Source organism: Pseudomonas mendocina (assembly GCF_900636545.1).
GTDB lineage: Bacteria > Pseudomonadota > Gammaproteobacteria > Pseudomonadales > Pseudomonadaceae > Aquipseudomonas > Aquipseudomonas mendocina.
In genome coordinates, this window is sequence record NZ_LR134290.1 from 3,194,565 (window position 1) to 3,216,993 (window position 22,429).

General features: G+C 64.1%; 9 protein-coding genes. 4 read left to right on the forward strand and 5 right to left on the reverse strand.

Features of this window, described 5'->3' with window-relative positions; genetic code table 11:
- Nucleotides 1-98: 98 nt before the first annotated feature.
- The gene (gene metE, locus EL191_RS14795; protein WP_041980847.1) at nucleotides 99-2,402 is read right to left on the reverse strand and encodes a 5-methyltetrahydropteroyltriglutamate--homocysteine S-methyltransferase; all 2,304 of its coding nucleotides are present in this window, start codon (nucleotides 2,400-2,402) and stop codon (nucleotides 99-101) included.
- Between the two features lie 168 nt (nucleotides 2,403-2,570).
- Here metE and metR point away from each other — a divergent pair, with 168 nt between their 5' ends.
- From metR to EL191_RS14815, 4 genes are all read left to right on the forward strand, one after another.
- Nucleotides 2,571-3,488: a transcriptional regulator MetR gene (gene metR / locus EL191_RS14800; RefSeq protein ID WP_041980845.1), complete on the forward strand. Its 918-nt coding sequence runs from the start codon at nucleotides 2,571-2,573 to the stop codon at nucleotides 3,486-3,488.
- Between the two features lie 209 nt (nucleotides 3,489-3,697).
- The gene (locus tag EL191_RS14805; RefSeq protein WP_041980843.1) at nucleotides 3,698-4,354 is read left to right on the forward strand and encodes a TetR/AcrR family transcriptional regulator; all 657 of its coding nucleotides are present in this window, start codon (nucleotides 3,698-3,700) and stop codon (nucleotides 4,352-4,354) included.
- A 7-nt stretch (nucleotides 4,355-4,361) separates the two neighbouring features.
- Nucleotides 4,362-5,450, forward strand: coding sequence for an efflux RND transporter periplasmic adaptor subunit (locus EL191_RS14810; RefSeq protein WP_013716264.1), 1,089 nt, complete (start codon nucleotides 4,362-4,364; stop codon nucleotides 5,448-5,450).
- A gap of 1 nt (nucleotide 5,451) precedes the next feature.
- Nucleotides 5,452-8,607: an efflux RND transporter permease subunit gene (locus EL191_RS14815; protein WP_041980841.1), complete on the forward strand. Its 3,156-nt coding sequence runs from the start codon at nucleotides 5,452-5,454 to the stop codon at nucleotides 8,605-8,607.
- 642 nt (nucleotides 8,608-9,249) lie between these two features.
- Here the strand turns inward: EL191_RS14815 and EL191_RS14820 are convergent.
- The 4 genes from EL191_RS14820 to EL191_RS14835 form a co-directional block, all read right to left on the reverse strand.
- Entirely contained in the window at nucleotides 9,250-15,684 is a 6,435-nt protein-coding gene (locus EL191_RS14820; RefSeq protein WP_126403486.1) for a YDG domain-containing protein, read from the reverse strand.
- 41 nt (nucleotides 15,685-15,725) lie between these two features.
- Nucleotides 15,726-17,501 carry a ShlB/FhaC/HecB family hemolysin secretion/activation protein gene (locus tag EL191_RS14825; protein ID WP_052435053.1) on the reverse strand — a complete coding sequence of 592 codons (1,776 nt, stop codon included), beginning with the start codon at nucleotides 17,499-17,501 and terminating at the stop codon, nucleotides 15,726-15,728.
- Between the two features lie 212 nt (nucleotides 17,502-17,713).
- Nucleotides 17,714-20,026 carry a TonB-dependent receptor gene (locus EL191_RS14830; RefSeq protein WP_041980829.1) on the reverse strand — a complete coding sequence of 771 codons (2,313 nt, stop codon included), beginning with the start codon at nucleotides 20,024-20,026 and terminating at the stop codon, nucleotides 17,714-17,716.
- Nucleotides 20,023-22,422: a hybrid sensor histidine kinase/response regulator gene (locus EL191_RS14835; protein ID WP_052435052.1), complete on the reverse strand. Its 2,400-nt coding sequence runs from the start codon at nucleotides 22,420-22,422 to the stop codon at nucleotides 20,023-20,025. The genes EL191_RS14830 and EL191_RS14835 overlap by 4 nt, the downstream gene beginning before the upstream one ends.
- Between the last annotated feature and the right edge of the window lie 7 nt (nucleotides 22,423-22,429).

The following is a 22,429-nucleotide window of genomic DNA, read 5'->3' on the forward strand; positions in this document are numbered from 1 at the left end:
CGAACGGTCGGCGGTCAGGTGACGATAGCGGCCAGCCAGAACGTCGCGCCATGAAGCCCCTCGCTACGTGGGAGGGGCTTTAGCCGCGACCAGAGGAATCAGGCCAGCTCGGCGCGTAACTGTCGAGCTGCTGCGACCATGTTCACCAGCGCGGCCTCGGTCTCCGGCCAGGCGCGGGTTTTTAGGCCGCAATCTGGGTTGACCCAAAGACGCTCCAGCGGGATACGCCGCGCCGCCTTGCGCAACAGCCCGGCCATCTCGGCGCTGTCCGGCACCCGTGGAGAGTGAATGTCATAGACGCCCGGGCCGATCTCGTTGGGATAATCGAAGCGCTCGAACGCCTCCAACAACTCCATGTCCGAACGCGAGGTTTCGATGGTGATCACGTCGGCATCCATCGCCGCGATGGATTCGATCACGTCGTTGAACTCGCTGTAGCACATGTGGGTGTGGATCTGGGTTTCGTCACGCACGCCACTGGCGGTCAGGCGGAAGGCCTCGGTGGCCCAGTCCAGATAGTGCTGCCAGGCTGCCTGGCGCAGCGGCAGTCCTTCGCGAAACGCAGCCTCGTCTATCTGGATGATTCTGATGCCCGCAGCCTCCAGGTCTACCACCTCGTCGCGAATCGCCAGCGCCAGTTGCCTGGCCTGCACCTCACGGGGCACGTCCTCGCGCGGGAACGACCACATCAGCATGGTCACCGGGCCGGTCAACATGCCCTTCACCACCTTGTCGGTCAGGCTCTGTGCATAGCGGATCCACTCCACGGTCATCGCCCTGGGTCGACTCAGGTCGCCGACGATCACTGCCGGTTTGACGCAGCGCGAACCATAGCTCTGCACCCAGCCGAAGCGGGTGAAGGCATAGCCGTCAAGCTGCTCGGCGAAGTACTCGACCATGTCGTTGCGCTCGGCCTCCCCATGCACCAGCACGTCCAGCCCCAGACGCTCCTGCACCTGCACCGCCTGGCGAATTTCGCTGTGCATGGCCTCGGTGTAATCGGCAACGCCGAGCTTGCCCTGCTTGAACGCCTGGCGAGCCAGGCGAATGGCCGAAGTCTGCGGAAACGAACCGATGGTGGTGGTCGGTAGCAGCGGCAACTGCAGGCGCTCACGCTGCTTGCCGATACGCTCGGCGAATGCTGACTGACGCTGAGCGTGGCGCGGGCGAATCGCCTCCAGACGCGCCTGCACCTCGGTTTTGTGAATGCGCGTCGATGCAGCACGTACGGCCTGTACCGCACGGCAGGCTTCCAGCGCGGCCTGAACAGCGGCGTCGTCCGGCGCCTCCAGTGCCCTGCCGAGCACGGCGACCTCCTGGCACTTCTGTACGGCGAAGGCCAGCCAGCTCTTCAGTTCGGCATCGAGCTGATCTTCACGCGCCAGGTCCACCGGGCTGTGCAGCAGCGAGCAGGACGGCGCCACCCACAAGCGCTGGCCCAGACGTTCGTGAGCGTGACGCAACACTTCGAGGGCCTTGTCCAGATCGCAGCGCCAGACGTTGCGGCCGTTGACCAGGCCCAGCGACAACACTTTATAAGCCGGCAGGCGGTCGAGGATGGTCGGGTACTGCTCCGGCGCCCGCACCAGATCGATATGCAGGCCATCCACCGGCAGGTTGGCGGCCAGGCCGAGGTTGTCTTCCAGGCCACCGAAGTAGGTGGCGATCAGCTTCTTGCAGGGTTCGCGCTGGATCAGGTTGTAGGCTCGCTCGAAGGCGTTTTTCCAGTCCTGCGGCAGGTCGAGCACCAGGATCGGCTCGTCGATCTGCACCCACTCCACGCCCTGCGCGGCCAGGCGCTGGAGAATCTCGCCATACACCGGCAGCAGGCGCTCGAGCAGTTCCAGCTTGTCGAAACCGGCGCCTTTAGCCTTACCCAACCATAAATAGGTCAGCGGGCCGATCAGCACCGGTTTTACCTGGTGGCCAAGGGTGTTCGCCTCCTCCACTTCCTCGAACAACTGCTCCCAGCTCAGGGCGAACTGCTGGTCAATGCCGAACTCCGGTACCAGGTAGTGGTAGTTGGTATCGAACCATTTGGTCATCTCTTGGGCATGGGCACCACCGCAGCAAGTACCACTGCTCTTGTTTGCAACGGCCCCACGGGCCATGGCGAACAGCGTCTCCAGCGTCGGTTTGCCAGCCGCAGGGCGGAAGCGCTCGGGAATCACACCGAAGGCCAGCGAATGGCCAAGCACCTGGTCGTACCAGGCAAAGTCGCCCACCGGCAGCAGATCGATGCCGGCATCCTTCTGCAGTTGCCAATGCTCGGCCCGCAGGCGCTGGCCAACGGCGCGCAGCCCGGCTTCATCCAGCTCACCTCGCCAGTGCGCTTCGAGCGCCTTTTTCAGTTCGCGGTAGCGACCGATACGTGGGAAACCGAGGGAATGGGACAGGGCCATGACTTAACGCTCCACAATGAATCGAGATGGCGCCATTCTCGGCATCGGCCATGAGTGAGACAAACTCAAGATTTTCGTCTTGATCTAAAGATTTACTCATGTAGGCTGTATGAAGCATTTTCATCCAGCACCGAAACTGGATGAGTGAAACCTTTGCAGAGACCCGCCATGCTCGAACTACGCCACCTGAAAACCCTGCATGCCCTGCGCGAGACCGACAGCCTGGTCGAAGCCGCCGAACGCCTGCACCTGACCCAGTCAGCGCTGTCACACCAGTTCAAGGAGCTGGAGGAGCGCCTGGGTCTGCAACTGTTCGTACGCAAGACCAAGCCGGTGCGTTTCACCAGCGCAGGCCTGCGCCTGCTGCAACTGGCCGACGCCGCCCTGCCCTTGCTACGTGGCGCCGAACGCGACCTGGCGCGCCTGGCCGGTGGCACCGCCGGCCGCCTGCACATGGCCATCGAGTGCCACAGCTGCTTCCAATGGCTGATGCCGACCATCGACCAGTTCCGCGATGCCTGGCCGGAAGTGGAGCTGGACCTGGCCTCGGGCTTCTCCTTCGCCCCGCTGCCGGCGCTGGCCCGTGGCGACCTGGATCTGGTGGTGACTTCAGATCCCATCGAACTGGCTGGCATCACCTATGTGCCGCTATTCACCTATGAGGCCCAGCTGGCGGTCGCCAATCAGCATCGCCTGGCGTCCAAGGCCTATATCCAGCCCGAGGATCTGGTCAGGGAAACCCTGATCACCTACCCCATCGAGCGCGACCGCCTGGACATCTTCACCCGCTTCCTCGAACCGGCCGATGTCGAGCCGGCGCAGGTGCGCACTTCCGAGCTGACGGTCATGATGATGCAGCTGGTCGCCAGCGGCCGTGGCGTATGCGGTCTGCCCAACTGGGCGCTGCACGAGTACAGCTCGCGCGGCTACGTCAGCGCCAAGCGCCTGGGCGAGAAAGGTTTGTACTGCACGCTGTACGCAGCGATCCGCAGCGACATGCTCGACGCCCCCTTCATGCGTGATTTCCTGCTGACCGCCAAGGACACCTCCTTCGCCAGCCTCGAAGGTGTCAGCGTGGCGCGCTAAGCGCCGCCCTCATAAGGTAGCTGGCAGTCGAGCGAATTTTTTGGCTGTCGGCATGCTTGGCCCAGTGACGCTGCTGTAAACACCTCGCATCTGGCGCAGCCCTCAGCCCAGGTGGCAGCCCGCAATTGCCTTGTTACAACTCCCCGCTTGCCGCATCGTGACCAACAGTCATAGCATGACCGCCGGTCACAACACTCCGCGGAATGCCCATGCGCTACCAGGATCAACTCTTCCAGCAACGGGAAAACGCCCTGCTCGAATCCGCTCGCCAGTTGTTCCAGAACGACTCCTGGGACCGCGTCACCATCGCCGAGGTGGCGCGTCACGCGGGTATCGGCAAAGGCACCGTGTACAAACACTTCACCAGCAAGGAAGCGCTCTACGCGCGAATGGTGCTGGACTGCTCGCGCCAACACCTGGCCGAACTGCAGGAAGTCGCCCGCAGCGCACCCACGCAAGAGGCCATGCGCCGAGTGATTCGCCGCGCCTTCGAGCAGCTGCAGGCCGACCCACTGCAAGCGCAGCTTTGCCTGCTGTGTGACCGCCCGGCCTTTCAGGAACGCCTTGAACAACCCTACCGCGAACAGTTCATCGAGCTGGAAGGCCAGTACATGTATCTGTTCAGCGGCCTTCTACAGAGCAGCTTCCGCGACCTGCAACTGTCTCCCGCACACTGCCAGCATCTGCTCTGGGGCGTGGAGGCTTGCGTGAATGGCGTCATGGCGCGCATCGCCTCCGGTGGTTTCGCGCACTGGACCGAATACATCGAACTGGACGCGTATTTCGATCGCGTTACCGACTTCATCATCGCCGGCCTGCAGGGCCAGGCCGCCGCGCTGCTGGCAGCGCCCGCCATCAACGAGTAAGCCATCCATGTTCGCGCAATTCAGCAAACGTCCCTGGATCATCGCCGTCGTCATCGCCATCGTGCTGCTGCTCTGGCTGCTCAGTGGAGACCGCTTCGTCGCACGCGACGACATACCGGCCGAGCCCGATAAACCAGCCACGAGCGCCGAACTGGTGCGGGTGGAGGTGACATGGCTGGAAGCCCAGCCCATGCAGCGCCAGCATGTCGTGCAGGGCCAGATCGAGGCCTGGCGCCGGGTGGAGCTACGCGCCCAGGTCAGCGGCAGCGTGCAGAACCTGGATCAGGACAAGGGCAACCGCGTCGCCGCCGACCAGTTGCTGCTCAGCCTCTCGCCAGATGACCGCCCAGCCCAGGTTGCACGCAGCGAGGCTGACGTCCGGCAACGGCAAAGCGACGTTACCGCCGCCAAACGCCTGCGTGAACGCAGTCTGGTATCGGCCAACGAACTGATGCGTTTGGAAAGCGAGCTGGCCAAGGCCCGCGCCGAACTCGACAGCGCCCGCCTGCAACTGCGCAACACCAAGGTGAAAGCGCCGTTCGCCGGCATCTATGACCAGCGTATGGTCGAACTGGGCGACTTCGTCCAACCCGGGCAGAGCCTGTTGACCCTGGTGGACATCGACCGCCTCAAGGTCAGCGCGCAGATCGCCCAGCAGCAGGTCACCCAGCTCGAACTGGGCCAGCCGGTGAAGGTGGAACTGCTTGACGGCCGCACCCTACAGGGTGAACTGCACTTCATTGCCGCGGCAGCCGACCCAGGCTCGCGCAGCTTCCGCATCGAAGTCAAGGTGGACAACCCGGACGGCCTGCGCCTGGCGGGTGCCAGCGCCACGCTGCATATCCAGACTGGTGAAGCCATGGCTCATCGTCTGTCCCCTGCCCTGCTCAGCCTGGACGAAAACGGCCGCCACGGCGTCAAGTGGGTCAACGATGCGCAGCGCGTGGAGTTCACCCCGGTGGATCTGATCAGCGTCGACAACCAGGGCGCCTGGGTCAGCGGCCTGCCGCCCAAGGTGGCGTTGATCACCCTTGGCCAGGGATTCGTCCAGCCTGGTCAGCAGGTGAAGACGCAACTCGCGACCGAGGACAGCTGAGATGCACGCACTGATCGCCGCCGCGCTCGACCGCAGCCGCACCACCATCCTCATCCTGCTGTTCCTGCTCTGCGGCGGGCTGGTGGCCTACATCGCCATGCCCAAGGAGTCCAACCCCGACGTCACCATCCCGATGATCTACGTTTCGGTGACGCTCGAAGGCATCAGCCCGGAAGATGGTGAACGCCTGCTGGTGCGCCCGCTGGAGCAGGAGCTGCGCAGCCTGGAAGGGGTCAAGGAAATGCGCTCGATGTCCAGCGAGGGTCATGCCTCGGTGATCCTCGAGTTCGATGCCGGCTTCGATGCCAAGGTGGCGCTGGCCGATGTCCGCGAGAAGGTCGACACTGCTCGCAGCAAGCTGCCTGAAGAGGCCGACGAGCCGACCGTTAACGAAGTCAACGTGGCGCTGTTCCCGGTACTGTCGGTGGGCTTGTCTGGACCGATTGCCGAGACCGAGTTGGTATACATCGCCCGGCGCCTGAAGGAGAACATCGAGGGCATCGCCGAGGTGCTGTCGGTGGAAATCGGTGGCGACCGCGAGGACCTGCTGGAAATCGTCGTCGATCCGCAAGTGCTGGACAGCTACGGCATCGACTACAACGAACTGTTCAACCTGGTCAGCCGCAACAACCGCCTGGTCGCTGCCGGCAGCCTGGACACCGGCGCCGGGCGCATGAGCATGAAGGTGCCCGGCGTCATCGAAGACCTTGAAGACGTGATGCGCATGCCGATCAAGGTAGTTGGCGACAGTGTGGTCACCTTCGCCGACGTCGCCACCATCCGCCGAACCTTCAAGGACCCCACCGGTTTCGCCCGTATCAATGGCCAGCCGGCCATCGTGCTGGAAGTGGCCAAACGCAGCGGTGCCAACATCATCGAGACCATCGATCAGGTCAAGGCGCTGATGGAACGGGCCAAGCCCTTGCTGCCGCCGGGCGTGGAAGTCAGCTACATCATGGACCAGTCGCAGGAGGTACAGAGCATGCTCGGCGACCTCCTCAACAACGTGCTGACCGCCATCGTTCTGGTACTGATCCTAGTCGTGGCGAGCATGGGCATGCGCTCGGCGCTGCTGGTCGGCTTGACCATTCCCGGCGCCTTCCTCAGCGGCATCCTGCTGATCTGGATGCTCGGTTTCACCCTCAATATCGTGGTGCTGTTCAGCCTGATTCTGGTAGCGGGCATGCTGGTGGATGGGGCCATCGTCGTTTCCGAGCTGGCCGACCGCTATCTGCAGCAAGGCCAGACGCCTCGTCAGGCCTGGGCCAATGCCGCGACACGAATGGCCTGGCCGGTAATCGCCTCCACCGCCACCACCCTGGTGGTGTTCCTGCCGCTACTGTTCTGGCCCGGCGTGGTCGGCCAGTTCATGAAGTACCTTCCAGCGACCGTGATTCTCTGCCTGCTGGCCTCGCTGGCGATGGCGCTGATATTTCTACCCGTGCTCGGCGCCGTTACCGGCGGCCAGGCACACCCACAAGCCGCCAGCGCCAATCGTGCCGGCAACGCCTACCGCAATCTGCTGGCCACGCTGCTCAAGCGCCCCGGCCTGACCCTGCTCGGCATGCTCGCGCTGATCGCCTTGATCTATGTCGGCTACGGGCGCTTCAACCATGGCGTGGAATTCTTCCCCGACGTAGAACCGGAAAGCGCGCAGATCTGGGTGCGCGCACGCGGCGATCTTTCAGTGCAGGAGAAGGACGCCCTGCTCCAGCAGGTGGAAAAACAGGTGATCGGCATGCCTGAGGTCAAGGCGCTGTATGCACGCTCCCTGGCTCAGCCGGAAGGGCAGCAGGGCCAACTCGGCGCCGACGTGGTCGGCACCTTGCAGTTCCAGTTCGTCGACTGGCACCAGCGCCGCCCGGCCAAGGACATTCTCGCCGAAATGAGCCAGCGCACCGCCGGCATTCCCGGCGTCGTCCTGGAGTTCCGCAAGCAGGAACAGGGGCCCACAGACGGCAAGCCGGTGAAGCTGCAGATCAGCTCACTGGACCCGACACTGGGCGAGCAGTGGGTCGAGCGTATTCGCGACGAGATGCAAAACCTCGGCGGTTTCGTCGATATAGAGGACGATCGTGCCCTGCCCGGCATCGAGTGGCGCATCAAGGTTGATCGCGAGGCAGCCGCACGCTTCGGCGCCGATGTGCTCAGCGTCGGCAACGCGGTGCAGATGATCACCAACGGTCTGAAGCTGGCCACCTACCGGCCAGAAGATGCCACCGATGAAGTCGACATTCGCGTGCGCCTGCCCGGCAACTGGCGCTCGCTCGACCAGCTCGGTCGCCTGACGCTCAACACGCCTGCTGGCCAGGTGCCGCTGAGCAACTTCGTGGACCTGCAGCCTGCGCCCAAGGTCGGCACACTGCGCCGCGTCGATGGCGATCGCACCATCACTCTACAGGCCGACCTGGCCGAGGGCGCGCGGCTGGACGAACGGCTCAAGGCACTGCGCGAAGCGCTCGGTGATGTACCAGCCGAGGTCCAGGTGAAATTCGCCGGTGAAGATGCCGATCAGCGTGAAGCGGCCACCTTCCTGATGACCGCCTTCGTCGTCGCCATCTTCCTTATGGCGATCATCCTGGTGACCCAGTTCAACAGCCTGTATCAGGCAGCACTGGTGCTCTCTGCCATCGTCCTGTCCACCGCCGGCGTGCTGATGGGCCTGCTGGTCAACGGCCAGTCGTTCGGCATCGTCATGGTCGGCATGGGCCTGATCGCCCTGGCCGGTATCGTGGTGAACAACAACATCATCCTGATCGACACCTACAACCAGCTACGCCGCCAGGGCCTGGAGCCGCGCGAAGCGGCGCTGGAAACCGGCTGCCTGCGTCTGCGACCAGTGCTGCTCACCGCGGTGACCACGATTCTCGGCCTGATGCCGATGGTGCTCAGCATCAACGTCGACCTGGTCACCCCGAGCCTCGGCTTTGGCGCCCCCTCGACCCAGTGGTGGACACAGCTGTCGAGCGCCATCGCCGGGGGCCTGGCCTTCGCCACGGTGCTGACCCTGCTGCTGACCCCCTGCATGCTGGTACTGGGTGCCCGCTTCGAGCGTCGCCCGCCACTACTGGAGACCTATGACACCGACCTACTCGACCTGCCCGAACATCTGATTGCTCGTGGCGAGGGAAAGTCGTATCTGCAACGCACCGACTGATGGGCCAAACGAGACATGGCAAAACGCCAGATATCACCTAGGCTAGACAGCAACGACGATTAAGGGCGGGGATGGAAAGATCGCAGGGATGCTCTTATGAGGCCAAGCGAGTAATGCGCTCGCAAAAAACAACAAAGCCCTCCAAAAGAGGGCTTTGTTGTTTCCGCTCGCCTCGCATCAGCCAGCGCAAGCAATGAACACCGAGCTAACGAAGTGTATGGGGTCGGCATCCTGCCTGTTGGCCACTTCGTTAGCCCGGTGACCGGAGAGTAGATCAGGCAATGGCGTTGTGCCAAGCCTCAAGGCGAAGCATTTTTGCATAGGGGCCCCAAACAGCTCGAAATGGCTAGAAACGCTGAAACTGCGCTCAGAAAAGAAGATCGCCTGCATTGCCTTTGATCAGCCGACGCGCATCTTACTAGTAGGAGCCAGCCATTCTCGTCAATGCTCAACGCTGATGCCCGGATGCTACCCTGGTGGTCCTTGAATGTTCGAGCAGGAAAAGGCCGCGTGCCTACCCGCAACAATCAATCCCGTGTGGACCGCCGGGTACGTGGACGCGGAAAGTGGCAATGCCTATAGAAACCGGGCATTCCCTCAAGAAAGGAAAAGCCCCCGGCGTGAAAGGCCGGGGGCAATCGGTCAACGACTGGCTACTTCGATGTGAGTCTCGCTCGAGACCTCGGCCTGCCTAAGGGCATGTTCGACCACCACCGTTTCGATACTGCGAACGCTGACGCCCAAACGCTTTTTCGCGACGGCCAGACCATAAGCAGCCAGCTCGTCGCTGTCGAGGTCATTGGCCAGCGGCGGCACCTGAACCAGCAGCACGCCATCGTTCATGAGCGTCACTTGCAAACTCAGGCTCTGCCCGTTGGCCAAGGCTACCGAGCCCTCGGCCGATCGCGCACCCGCACGCTGCAGGACTGGCGCCTGGCGACTGCCAGTATCGGCCAGTTCAAGTGTGATGCTACTGCCCAGGTCGGTGGCAGCGTACTGTCCCTCGCTACGCAGCGGCTCGCCGGCACGGGTGCGGTAGATGTCCAGACTCTTGCGCACTGCGGGCTCGGAGCGCCCATCGGCCAGCGCCAGACTCATCCGGCCATTACCTGAGAGCACTGCATCCTGTAGCACCAGAGCATCGCCAGTGGTCAGGCCCACCGGACTGGTGGCCAGGCTTGGCGTATCACTGAACAGCACTGTGGACGGCAACGGCTGAACCGAGGCAGGTTCGAGCACAACCAGCTGATTATCTGGGCGTTTGACCGCGTCGCCGGTGCCATTAGCGCCCTCAGGCGCGTTGATCAGGCCGGCCGGCGGTAGGAACGGCTGCTGGATGCTGGCCACGCCGATCACAGGCTGATCAGACAATTGATAGTTACCAGCATCATCACCGAGCAATTGCAGGTCAGTGATGCTCACCGTCTTGCCCTGCCCTGCAGCCGGGGAGTCGAACGTGGCATTGCCCGTTGCTCCCACAGTATCGCCATCAATAATCCCATCAAGCGCAATGTCGCGGATGATTGCAGTACTAAGGCCGTCATAGGGCTTATCGGCAATATCGACTATCGCGGTCAGTACCTTACGGTCGATATCGGCTTTGCCGATTTCGGCGTCGGTGTCGAAGGTATAGTTGTTGGCCTCTTTGCCGGTCAGAGTGATGCCTGAACCAGTAACGGATTTATCCTGACCAGCATTCTTGTCGTTGAATGTGCCAGTGCCCGAGATGTCCACCTTGCCTTTATCACCATCGACTATACCCACTAGCGAGACGTTGCTCAGGTTCGCGATGTTGGTGCCGTCGTAGGTCTTGTTGGCCACATCGGCGTTGGCGGTCAGCAGCTTGCGATCGATATTCGCCTTGCCGATCTCGGCGTCGCTGTCGAAGGCGTAGTTGTCGGCCTCTTCGCCGGTCAGGGCGATGCCTGAGCCGGTGACGGACTTGTCCTGCCCGGCATTCTTGTCGCTGAACGCGCCAGTGGTGCCGGAGGTACCTACCTTGCCTTCATCACCATCGACGATGCCCACCAGCGAGACGTTGCTCAGGTTCGCGGTGGTGGTGCCGTCGTAGGTCTTGTTGGCCACATCGGCGTTGGCGGTCAGCAGCTTGCGATCGATATTCGCCTTGCCGATCTCGGCGTCGCTGTCGAAGGCGTAGTTGTCGGCCTCTTCGCCGGTCAGGGCGATGCCTGAGCCGGTGACGGACTTGTCCTGCCCGGCATTCTTGTCGCTGAACGCGCCAGTGGTGCCGGAGGTACCTACCTTGCCTTCATCACCATCGACGATGCCCACCAGCGAGACGTTGCTCAGGTTCGCGGTGGTGGTGCCGTCGTAGGTCTTGTTGGCCACATCGGCGTTGGCGGTCAGCAGCTTGCGATCGATGTCCGCCTTGCCGATCTCGGCGTCGGTGTCGAAGGCGTAGTTGTCGGCCTCTTCGCCGGTCAATGCGATGCCCGAGCCGGTGACGGACTTGTCCTGCCCGGCATTCTTGTCGCTGAACGTACCGGTAGTGCCGGAAGTGCCAACCTTGCCTTCATCACCATCGACAATACCCACCAGCGAAACGTTGCTCAGGTTCGCGGTGGTGGTGCCGTCGTAGGTCTTGTCGGCTACATCGGCGTTGGCGGTCAGCAGCTTGCGGTCGATATTCGCCTTGCCGATCTCGGCGTCGGTGTCGAAGGCGTAGTTGTCGGCTTCCTCGCCGGTCAGGGCGATGCCCGAACCGGTGACGGACTTGTCCTGCCCGGCGTTCTTGTCGCTGAACGCGCCAGTGTTGCCGGAGGTGCTTACCTTGCCTTCGTCGCCATCGACGATGCCCACCAGCGAGACGTTGCTCAGGTTCGCGGTGGTGGTGCCGTCGTAGGTCTTGCCCGCTACATCGGCATTGGCGGTCAGCAGCTTGCGGTCGATATTCGCCTTGCCGATCTCGGCGTCGCTGTCGAAGGCGTAGTTGTCGGCTTCCGCGCCGGTCAGAGCAATGCCCGAGCCGGTCACGGACTTGTCCTGCCCCGCGTTCTTGTCGCTGAACGCACCAGTGGTGCCGGAGGTGCCCACCTTGCCTTCATCGCCGTCGACGATGCCCACCAGCGAAACGTTGCTCAGGTTCGCGGTGGTGGTGCCGTCGTAGGTCTTGTTGGCCACATCGGCGTTGGCGGTCAGCAGCTTGCGATCGATATTCGCCTTGCCGATCTCGGCGTCGCTGTCGAAGGCGTAGTTGTCGGCCTCTTCGCCGGTCAATGCGATGCCCGAGCCGGTGACGGACTTGTCCTGCCCGGCATTCTTGTCGCTGAACGTACCGGTAGTGCCGGAAGTGCCAACCTTGCCTTCATCACCATCGACAATACCCACCAGCGAAACGTTGCTCAGGTTCGCGGTGGTGGTGCCGTCGTAGGTCTTGTCGGCTACATCGGCGTTGGCGGTCAGCAGCTTGCGGTCGATATTCGCCTTGCCGATCTCGGCGTCGGTGTCGAAGGCGTAGTTGTCGGCTTCCTCGCCGGTCAGGGCGATGCCCGAACCGGTGACGGACTTGTCCTGCCCGGCGTTCTTGTCGCTGAACGCGCCAGTGTTGCCGGAGGTGCTTACCTTGCCTTCATCACCATCGACGATGCCCACCAGCGAGACGTTGCTCAGGTTCGCGGTGGTGGTGCCGTCGTAGGTCTTGCCCGCTACATCGGCGTTGGCGGTCAGCAGCTTGCGGTCGATGTCCGCCTTGCCGATCTCGGCGTCGGTGTCGAAGCTGTAGTTGTCGGCTTCCGCGCCGGTCAGGGCGATACCCGAACCGGTCACGGACTTGTCCTGCCCGGCGTTCTTGTCGCTGAACGCGCCGGTCGTGCCGGAGGTGCCCACCTTGCCTTCATCACCGGCGACCACACCCACCAGTGCGACGTTGCTCAGGTTCGCGGTGGTGGTGCCATCGTAGGTCTTGCCCGCTACATCGGCGTTGGCGGTCAGCACCTTGCGGTCGACCTGCCCGACGTCGCCACTCACGCTGGAAGCGTCGACCTGGTAGCCATAGACCTTGACGTTGCCGTTGGTGGCCTCGGACACCTCGACATCGTCCACGGTGACCTGCTTGCCCGCGCCGGCATTCTTGTCGGCGTAGTAGGCATTGCCGAAGGACAGCACGTCGATGGTGTCGCCATCGATGGCGCCGCTCATGGCGAAATTGGCGTCGCTGACACTGGCGGCGGCATTGCCGTCATAGGTCTTGCGAACCTCGCCCTGCAGTTCCACCGTCACCTTCGGCGCATAGCGGTAAAGATGGCCGTTGCCGCTGCCCAGCACGGTATCGCCATACTGCGCGGCGTACTGCTTGAAGGCCACGTCCAGGCCACCGCGCATGTCATCCAGCGGGCTGCTGGAATAGGTCAGCCAGCGACCATTGCTGGCGGAAAGCGCGTTGGCACCGGCCTGGTTGACGAAGTTGCGCTCGGCCACCAGCACCACGGCATCGCCGCTGCCTTGCGCGGTCACGGTGCCGCCGCTGCCGATCACCACGTCGCCGACGCCCGCCTGGGCCAGCACATGCCCACTGCCATTGCTGTTGCTCAGCGCACCATCGACCTGGATGCTGCCGTTGAGCAGCGACAGGTTGTTGTTGGCATTGAAGCTGAAGCCGGAGGAGTCGACCGTGGTGGTGCCGGTGCCATCAGCGCGACCGATGGTGAGATTCTTGATGCCCACCAGCTTGCTGATATCGGTGGCCGGCGCGTTGCCGTCCAGGAAGATACCGCCACCAGCACTGCCACTGCTGCTGTTGAGCAGGATGTTGGTGGTGACGTCGTACGGCTCCAGACGGATGCTGGCGGTGGTCAGGTTCTGCAAGGTGGCCTGGGTGAAGTCGACGTTATTGGCGCGCAGCGTCAGCAGATCATTGCCAGTGTCGAGATTGACGATGCTGGTGAAGTTGATTGATCCGTCCGTGAACACGGAAGCCCCCCCCTTCATCGTCAAGGGGGTACTGAAGTTCACGTCACCACTCAAGCTCAGGAGACCCGCTAGCTGCTTTTCACCCGTCGAGGTACCAAGCCCCTTGGTCCCCATGGCATCACCAAAATACAGGCGGCCAGTGCCAAGGGTTATGTCTCCACTCAAGGTAGCTACACTGTTGTAGGTATTGGAACCGCGCGTAGTGTCCCCGAACGATAGATACAGGTTGCCGCCACGCGTGGTGATTGGAGTGGTAATGCTCAAATCACCTCGGCCGCCGGTGTCAGAATCGCTGGACAGTCGTATATAGCCGCCCTCGGTGGACAGTGAGCCGGCGATCGTCAATCCATCGGCACCCAACAGGGTGATGCTGCCGGCACCGGGCGTGCCGCTGCCGATCACGCTGACATCGTGATCCGGCAGGTCAGCCAGCGCCGGATTCACCCCCGCGCCCTTGGCCACGAGGTTGAACACGCCATCGATCGAACCGGTACGGGTGCCGCCGGCCTGCATGTAGATGCTGCCGCTGCCGGAAACTTCCAGTGTGTTGCTGCTGTTGGCGAAGCTGATGGAGGTAGCGGTATTGCCGCTGTTGATCACCTCGGCCCGGAAGCTGACGTCGTCCTGCATGCTGATGGTGCCATCGCCGCCGTTTTGGTTCAGGTCGGCGAAATGAATGCTGGTGGTGGCCTGCAGCAGTACATTGGCCGTTTGCGCTTCCAGATTCTTCTCGTACACCGTCACGTTGCCGGTGCTGGCACTCAGATCGCCGTCCGTACCGTTGCCGCCGGAAACGATGATATTGGTCGGATCCAGCAGCAGGTCACCCGTGCGCCCTTTGCTCGCGCGGGCATCGGTCTTGCCGGCATAGTGCAGGGTCTGCTTGCCGGAGACCTCGGCCTTGCCGCCGTTGCCAGCCTGCTCGCCACCACGGATCGAGATATCGCCGGCAAAACGGTTGTCGCCATCGGCCCAGAACACCACCGTGCCGCCGTCGCCAGCCTGGGTGGCATCGGCCTTGACCTTCACGTTGCGCTCGACCGTCACCTGGGTGGCATTGGCCACCGTGGCATCCTGGCCTTGCCAGCCACCACCGACCTTGATCGTGCCGCCGCCGGTCGCGCCGCTGGCATCGAGCGTAGCATCGGCCACGGCGATGCGCTCGCCGGTGACCACGATGCTGCCGCCCTTGCCCTGTTCGGAAGACACGTCAAGGGTGCCGGCAACCTGGGTCAGGCCACCCTCGGCATCACCGTCGAGCAGAATGCGACCACCGCGCTCCACCAGCCCCTTGGCCTCGATGACGCCGGTGTTGTTGATGACGCTGCTGAGCAGCGCATCGGCCGAGCGCGCGCTCAGCGACACCAGGCCACCGTCGGCGCTGATCTGCCCGTCATTGCGCACTGCGGCGTCCAGAACGCCACGCTCGACATTGACGCCCACCAGGCCATCGCCCTGGAAATCCAGGCTGACCTTGTCACCCGCCGCGAGCACGGTGCTGCCGCCGGGCGTATGAATGCTGCCGCTGTTGCCGACCTGCGGGCCGATCAGCGCCACCATGCCACCCGGCGCGGTGTTCACGATGCCCTGGTTGATGACCGCACCAGCCCCTGCACCACCACTCAAGGTGGTCTTGCCGGCAAGAAAGTCCTGGTCGCTGATCTGCAGCGACGAGGCGACCAGCCCGCCCACGTTGACCTCGGCACCCTTGCCGATCACCACGCCGTTCGGGTTGAGCAGCCACACCTGGCCGTTGGCGTCGAGCTTGCCGAGAATCTGGCTGGCATTGCCGCCGCCGATCACCCGGTTCAGCGCGATGCTGTTGGCACCGGGCTGGTGGAAGGTCACGCTGGCATCGGCGCCGATATCGAAACTGTTCCAGTTGGTGACCAGCTTGCCTGTGTGCTGATCGACCACCATATGGCTGCCGTTCTGCGAGATGTTGCCGCTACCACCGACTACGCTTGCGCCCGTGGGCAGGTCGGCCGCCAGTACGGCGCCGCTGCCGAGCAGGCTGACGGCAGCGAGGACGCCGACCACACCGCCACGTTTGCCGCGTGCGGTCGAGTGTTCTGCAACGGCAACGAACGCCTGGTCGGCGTCGCTCCAGACAAGACGGTAAAGATGATTCAACGAAGCGCGCTTCATGGTGTGCTCCTAAAATTCGTAGAGGGCCGCAATGGGCCGGATCAGAATGCGTACGAGGCCTGGATCCAGGCGCGCCAGTCACTGGAGCGGCTGTCGGCATCCAGGCCGGAAAGGCTGCGCCCCGGGTTGTTGTCCAGAGTGCGCGCGACGGCGGTACGCAAGCTGAAGCTGCCGGCCCACAGGTTGGCGCCAACGCCTACGGCATGCAGGTCGTAACGGTTGGTGTCACCGGCGTTGTTGATCGAGCCCGGCCAGGGATCCTGATGCAGCCAGATGCGCCCGCTATCGACGAAGCCCAGGCCCTGCAGCACCACGCCAAGCAGGTTCAGATCGATGTTGCGGCGCAGCTCCAGCGTCGCCAGCCAGCCCTGGTCACCCGAGGCCTCACCCACCGGATAGGCACGTACACCGGCCGGGCCACCGAGCAGGAATTTCTCCGAGGAATCGAGGTTGTCACCGGACCACTGCGCGGAAAGGCCGCCGAACAGCGTCCAGGGGCTACCGGCGCCCAGGCTCTGCAGGCGCGACAGGCGCAGGTTGAGCTTGTGGAAGCTACCGTCACTGCCGGCACCGACGCGGTCGGCGAACTGATCGTCGCGGTTGCCCGAGAGGTCGAGTTCACCCAGGGTCAGCGCCAGCATAGCCTCCGTCACACCGCCGCCAGCCAGCGAGTCGAAGCGGTTGCCGCTCATGCCCAGGATCACATTGTTCAGCTCGCGATCACGCAGGTTGATGCCCAGCGCCTCGTCCTCGAGCGCCTTGTGCTCGTAGGTGGCGGACAGGTCGAGGTTCTGCAGGCGCGAGCGGATCAGCGGGTAGCTCAGGCCCAGCGAGCCGCTGCGGGCGTTGCCGCGCAGATCCAGGGGGCGGAATTGCTCCTGGTCGACTTCATAGCGCAGGTAGGAGCCGGCGGCGTTCAGGCGCAGGCCCGAGGCATTCAGCGGCAGGCTGTAGGAGGCACCGACGATGTCGGTGCCGGTGCTCTTGCTCAGGCCGAGACTGAACTGATCGCCGATACCCAGCGGATCATTCAGGCTGACCTGGGCATTGGCGCGGGCGGTGCCCGTGCTGCGGTTGCCATAGTTGTCGGCCGACACGCCACCCGACACCAGCGGGCCGCGCTTGGCGTTGATCAGCAGGCGGCTGGTGCCCGGCTCGGTGCCCACATCCAGCGCGGATTGCGCGCTGACACCTGGCTGGTCGTTGATCAGCAGCAGCGCGCGTTCCAGATCTTCGGCGTGCAGTACCTTGCCCTCGGGCAAGGCGGCAGCGGCGATCTGGCGCAGGCGTTCGGGAGAGCTGCGGGTGTCGCCCTGCACTTCGATGCGCGAGGTGCCGGATTGCAGGCGACCCTTGATCAGGGCGATCTCCAGTTCCCCGTCGGTGAGATCCTGGCGTGGCAGGTAGGCACGCGCCAGCACGTAACCGCGACCGCGCAGGTAGCGGGTCAGGCTTTCGACCAGTTGTTGCAGGCCGGCGTGATCCAGGGTCTTGCCCAGTACCGGCTTGGTCAGTTCCTGCAGGTTCTCGGCCTCGGCCAGTTCGGTATCGCCGCTGAAGCGAATGGCCTTGAGCTGCACGCGCAGGCCGGAGTCCGTTGGCCGGCCGCTGGTGCCGGAGGGCAACTCGATGGCTGCGGGTGGCTGGGTGGAACGCGGCTCCGAAGGTCGCGTCTGCTGATGCTCGTTGAGCAACTGACCGGCGTCCGGCAGCACCTGCGCAAGCGCTAGCTGGGCGGTAGCGGTACCGGCCAGCACGATGGCGCAATGCAGCAGATGCTTACCCGCACGAACGGAATCCTTGTGAGGAACTGGCATCGTACAACTCCATGAAGATTGGGGAACCACTCACCAGCCATTGGCTGGGAGTGAAGAGCCCGCGGAGTCTAAGCACGCCGTCAAGCGGTCAATTTTGCATGGCCGGACAGGAGTTTTGCCGCAGCGGACGCACCACGAAATGACGACGAAAGGCATGCCGAAAGGGCGTTGCAGAGGCGTGACAAAGGCTCGGGAGGGCGAACCGATGCTTTTTAGTAGCGCGCGCGCAGGGTCATTCCAAGGCTGCGCGGCGCACCCGGCAACAGGCCGTAGTCACCGGAACCCAGGGTGGCGTAGAAGGCGCTGGCGTAATCCTGGTCAAAGAGGTTGCGCGCCCACAGCTCCACGGCCCAGCGCTGGTCGGCCTGGCCGATGCCCAGGCGCAGGTCGGTCAGGCCGTAAGCCGACTGGTAGCTGCCGGTGCCGCGCTCCAGCACACCGTAGTAGCCACTGCGCCAGCTGTAATCGAGCGCACCGAACAGCTCCAGCCCGGCTTCCAGCGGCCTGCGGTAATCGACCCCGCTGGCCAGGCTCCAGCGCGGCGCATTGAACAGTCGCTTGCCGGACAGGTCGCACGACCACGCCCCGCTTTCCGGCGGGCAGGGCGCATTGTCGAAGGAGCGGTAGCGCGCATCGTTCAAGGCCAGGCCCAGGTGCCACGCTACCTGAGACGTCAGTTGCAGGCGCCCGTCCACCTCGATGCCACGCAGGCGCACCTTGCCAACGTTGATCAGGCTGTCGCGCAGCGGCGGTGACAGTTCGTCGGCCGGCTCGCTGTTGCTGAGCGCCTGGTAGTCGTCCACGTCGGTCTGGTACAGCGCCACGTCGAGTGCGAGGCGTTCGTCCCACCAGCGGCTCTTGATGCCCACCTCCAGCGCCGTCGCACGCTCGGCGTCGAACACCGGGGCAATGGCATCGCCAGTGACCTCCAGGTTGATGCCACCGGCCTTGTAACCCCTCGACCAGCGCGCATAGCCCATCAGCGCGTCATTGAACTGATAACTGAGCGCCAGTTGCCCAGAAAGGTTGTTCTCCGTGATGCGGTTGCGCCGCTCATAGGCGCCGCCCAGGGCGATATCGCGCAGCAGTTGGCCACCCAGTTGCGACACTGGATCCATACCAAGCGGCGCCAGGCCATCGACCCGCCGGATGATCTCGCCACGTTTGCGCTCGCGGCTGTAACGCAAGCCCGGGGTAATGGCCAAACGCTCCGTGGGGCGCCAGGTGAACTGGCCGAACACGGCCTGGGTGTCGCTATCCTGCCCGCCGCGAAAGTGCTGCTCGGCGCCCTGCAACAGCGAAGGTGGCACCATGCCGGGGGTGATGCCGAGGGCAGTGACCTCCGGCCGGTCGCCGAGGAAGAACGCCGCGGCATCACGGCCGAAGGCCACGTCCACATCCCGTTGCAGCCTCTGTTGCAGGTAGTAGGCGCCCAGCAGGTAATCGAAGCGCTCGCCGAGCGATTGCGCCAGGCGCAGCTCCTGGCTGAACTGGCGATGATCGAGCTCCACCGCCGAGCGTGCCACCGAGAGCGCCATGCTGTCGGCGTCGTAGCGGCTGTCGTAATCCCAGTCGCGGTAGCCGGTGATGCTGGTCAGGGTCAGTTCGTTATCCAGATGCTGGTCGAGCTGTAGGGTCAGGCCGCGCTGCACGGTATGCAGGCTGTTGTCGTCGTTCTGCTCGACGCGGCGGGCAAAGGGCGCCACCGGCAAGGGCTGGTAGCCGACGAAGGCGGCGCGCTGGCGGGTCGTCGCGCTCAGGTGGCTGGCGGTGAGCACCGCGCTTTCATCCTGTACCGCATACTCGCCGATCAGCCGGGCGCTGAAGCGCTCGTTGGGCGCCCACAGCAATTGCCCGCGCAGCCCCTGGCGATCCTGCTCGCCAAGCTGGCGACCATTGAAGTGGTTGTCGATATCGCCGTCGCGGCTCAGGTCATAGACACTCAGGCGCGCCGCCAGCACCTCGTCGATCAGCGGGCCGGACAGGCTGGCGCGGTAGTGGCGCAGGCCATCCTGGCCCATACGCACTTCGCCCTGCCCTTCATTGACGAAGCTCGGCATCCGACTGGTCAGGTTGATCGCCCCCGCCGTGGCGTTCTTGCCGTACAAGGTGGCTTGCGGGCCACGGAGGATTTCCAGCCGGTCGATATCGACGAAATCCTGCGGGATCATGCCCTGGCGCCCCAGGTACACGCCATCGAGGTACACCGCCACGCTGCCATCGAGCCCGTCGTTGGCCGAACTCGACCCCAGGCCACGGATGCCGATGGCGGTATAGCGTGGGTTGGGTGCGCTCAGCATCAAACCCGGCACACGCTGCGCCAGGGCGCCGAGATCATCCAGGCCGGCCTCGCCCAGCCGCTCGCCGTCGACGGCCAGAACGCTGCCCGGCACCTGCCGGGCCGATTCGAGGCGATGGCTGGCCCCCACCACACTGATGTCTTCGAGCTGCAGCACCTCGGTCTCGCCCAGGCCCACGGCAGGCCAGCACGCCACGCAGCACAACGCCACCGTCATCCGCCTCATGACGCCTCCAGGGCCGTGTGCCCTGCCCCGCTCAGCCTGTCGACGCAGGCCAGCAGGTCATTGCTCGAGGCAGGCTTGAGCAGGGTGGCATCGAACCGCAGGTGCGGCGGCATCTGCGCCGGGCGCAGCGCCGGCACCGCCGAGTACAACAGCACCGGCAGCTCGGGCCAGCGCGGGCGCAGTGCGGCAAGCAGTTCCCAGCCATCCATGCCGGGCATGCGCATGTCGGAAATCAGCAGGTCGTAGGGTTCGGCCTGCAGATATTCGAGCACCTGCTGGCCGCTGGAGGCGGTCTGCACCTCGAAGTCGTAGCCCGCCAGCAGATCGCTCAGCCAGTCGCGGTTCTGCGGCAGATCGTCGACGATCAGGATACGCCGGCCGGCGCCTTCGACCTGTACTCCATGGTTCTCGACGAAGCTGCTGTCGAGCTCGTCCTCGCTGGCGCAGGCGAGCGTGAGCTGGAAGCTGAAGCGGCTGCCTGTCGGTTCCAGCCGTTGCAGCTGCAGTTCGCTGCCCATGATCTGCAGCAACTGGGTCACGATCGACAGGCCCAGGCCACTGCCGTCATAGCCCTCCACGCCCTGGCCGCGCTGGAAGGGCTTGAGCAGCCGGTCACGGGCCTGGGTATCGATGCCGATGCCGCTGTCGCTGATGCTGAAGTTCAGCAGCACCTGGCCATCCTCGGCGGGCCGGCCGCTCACCTCGAACACGATCACCCCGTCATGGGTGAACTTGGCGGCATTACCCAGAAGGTTCAGCAGCACCTGGCGCAGGCGGCGCAAATCGGCGCGCACCAGCGGCGGCAGGTCGTCGGCGAAGCGGCACTCGAAGCGATTATTCTGCCGCGAGGCCAGAAAGCCCGCCTCCTCCTCCAGCTCGCGCAAGAATCCGTACAGGTAGCCGGGCGCCAGGATCAGTTCCAGTTGCTGCAACTCGCTGCGGGAGAACTCCAGCAACTCGTCGATCAGCTCCAGTTGCTGGCGGGCGTTGCGCTCCACCTTGCGCGGGAAATCCTCGGCAGCGCCCGCCTGTGCCAGACGCGCATGATCGATGATGCTGACCAACGGCGAACGCAGGTCATGGCTGATGCGCGCCATCAGCGAGCTGCGTGCCTGCAACGATTCGCGCAACTGCCCGGTACGGATCGCGACGGTGCTTTCCAGGCGCTCCTGCTCGGCCTTCTGCTGATGCTCCAGTGCCGTCAGGGCATGCCTTTCGCGGCGGCGACTGCGCACCACCTCGGTGATCAGGGTGCACACCAGAATGGCCACCCCCGGCAAGGTCGAGGACAGGCTGAGCATACTGGCGCGCGCCTGCCAGGGCAGCGTGTCGAGCTGCAGCACGTAGCGCACGAGAAACTGCACCAGCATGAACAGCGGCACGGCCCAGGCCATCCAGCTCAGTTCCAGGCCGCGTCGCCAGGCGGCGATCAGTGTCGCCGGCAGCAGCACGTAGGCCCCCACCCGCGTGCACAACTCTGCAAGCGGCCGCCCCTGCACCGAATCCACCAGCAGCCCCCACAGGCAGGCGGCGATGAAGGCCAGCAGCCCCAGGTTATAGAGCCAGCCCCATAGACGCGGCAGTTGACGCACCTGCAGCAACTCCCGGGCATAGGCCAGAAAGCACAGGTACGAGAGGATACTCAGCGCCGACCAGATCGGCAGGCTCCAGCCCATCAGACTCGGCAGGAAGATCAGGTAGCCACTGGCGACGATGGTGACCAGCACGTAGGCGAACACCGTCGCGGCGTGCACCGCCAGCAGCCGCGAACGCACGATCCAGCCGACCACCAGGCTGAACGGCACGATCAGCAGCACGATACCCAGGGTGATGCCGTCGCCCAGCGAGACCCGCTGCCGGTCCTGCAGCAGCGCCGTCTCACTCCACAGCACCGGTTGCAGCAGCAGCAGCGTGGGCGTGCTCACCCGCACCAGCACCTGCACCTGCTCCCCGGGTTCGAGCAACAGCTCGAACACCGGTTGGCGCTCGATCACCGGCCACTGTTGCAGCGGATAGGCGGCCCCGGCAACCTGCCGGCTCCAGGTATCGCCGCGCAGGGTATGCACCTGAATGTCATGCAAACGCGGCTCGCCCACCGTCAGCCAGCGGCGACAGGCCTCGGCATGACCATTGTGTAACTCGAATCTCAGCCAGTAGGCCGAATGGCTGTACTCCTGCCTCAGTTGCTCCGGGGTGGCAGCGTGGAAACGCGAGGCCGGCAAGGCCAGTATTTGCGCGGCATCGAGCTGACCATCGAGGTCCTCGAAAATCTGCGCCTGGGGTGCTAGATCCACCCGTGAAGCCAGGCACACATCCAGCGCCCAGGCAGCAGGGCTGCTGCACAGCAGCAGGCAGGTGAGCCAAGACCGCAGCCAGCGGATCAAACGAAGCATCATCCGTGGA

Bases quoted from the DNA above. Each gene is read 5' to 3' on its own strand.
- metE (WP_041980847.1), bottom strand. From the start codon at position 2,402: ATGGCCCTGTCCCATTCCCTCGGTTTCCCACGTATCGGTCGCTACCGC.
- metR (WP_041980845.1), top strand. From the start codon at position 2,571: ATGCTCGAACTACGCCACCTGAAAACCCTGCATGCCCTGCGCGAGACC.
- EL191_RS14805 (WP_041980843.1), top strand. From the start codon at position 3,698: ATGCGCTACCAGGATCAACTCTTCCAGCAACGGGAAAACGCCCTGCTC.
- EL191_RS14810 (WP_013716264.1), top strand. From the start codon at position 4,362: ATGTTCGCGCAATTCAGCAAACGTCCCTGGATCATCGCCGTCGTCATC.
- EL191_RS14815 (WP_041980841.1), top strand. From the start codon at position 5,452: ATGCACGCACTGATCGCCGCCGCGCTCGACCGCAGCCGCACCACCATC.
- EL191_RS14820 (WP_126403486.1), bottom strand. From the start codon at position 15,684: ATGAAGCGCGCTTCGTTGAATCATCTTTACCGTCTTGTCTGGAGCGAC.
- EL191_RS14825 (WP_052435053.1), bottom strand. From the start codon at position 17,501: ATGCCAGTTCCTCACAAGGATTCCGTTCGTGCGGGTAAGCATCTGCTG.
- EL191_RS14830 (WP_041980829.1), bottom strand. From the start codon at position 20,026: ATGAGGCGGATGACGGTGGCGTTGTGCTGCGTGGCGTGCTGGCCTGCC.
- EL191_RS14835 (WP_052435052.1), bottom strand. From the start codon at position 22,422: ATGATGCTTCGTTTGATCCGCTGGCTGCGGTCTTGGCTCACCTGCCTG.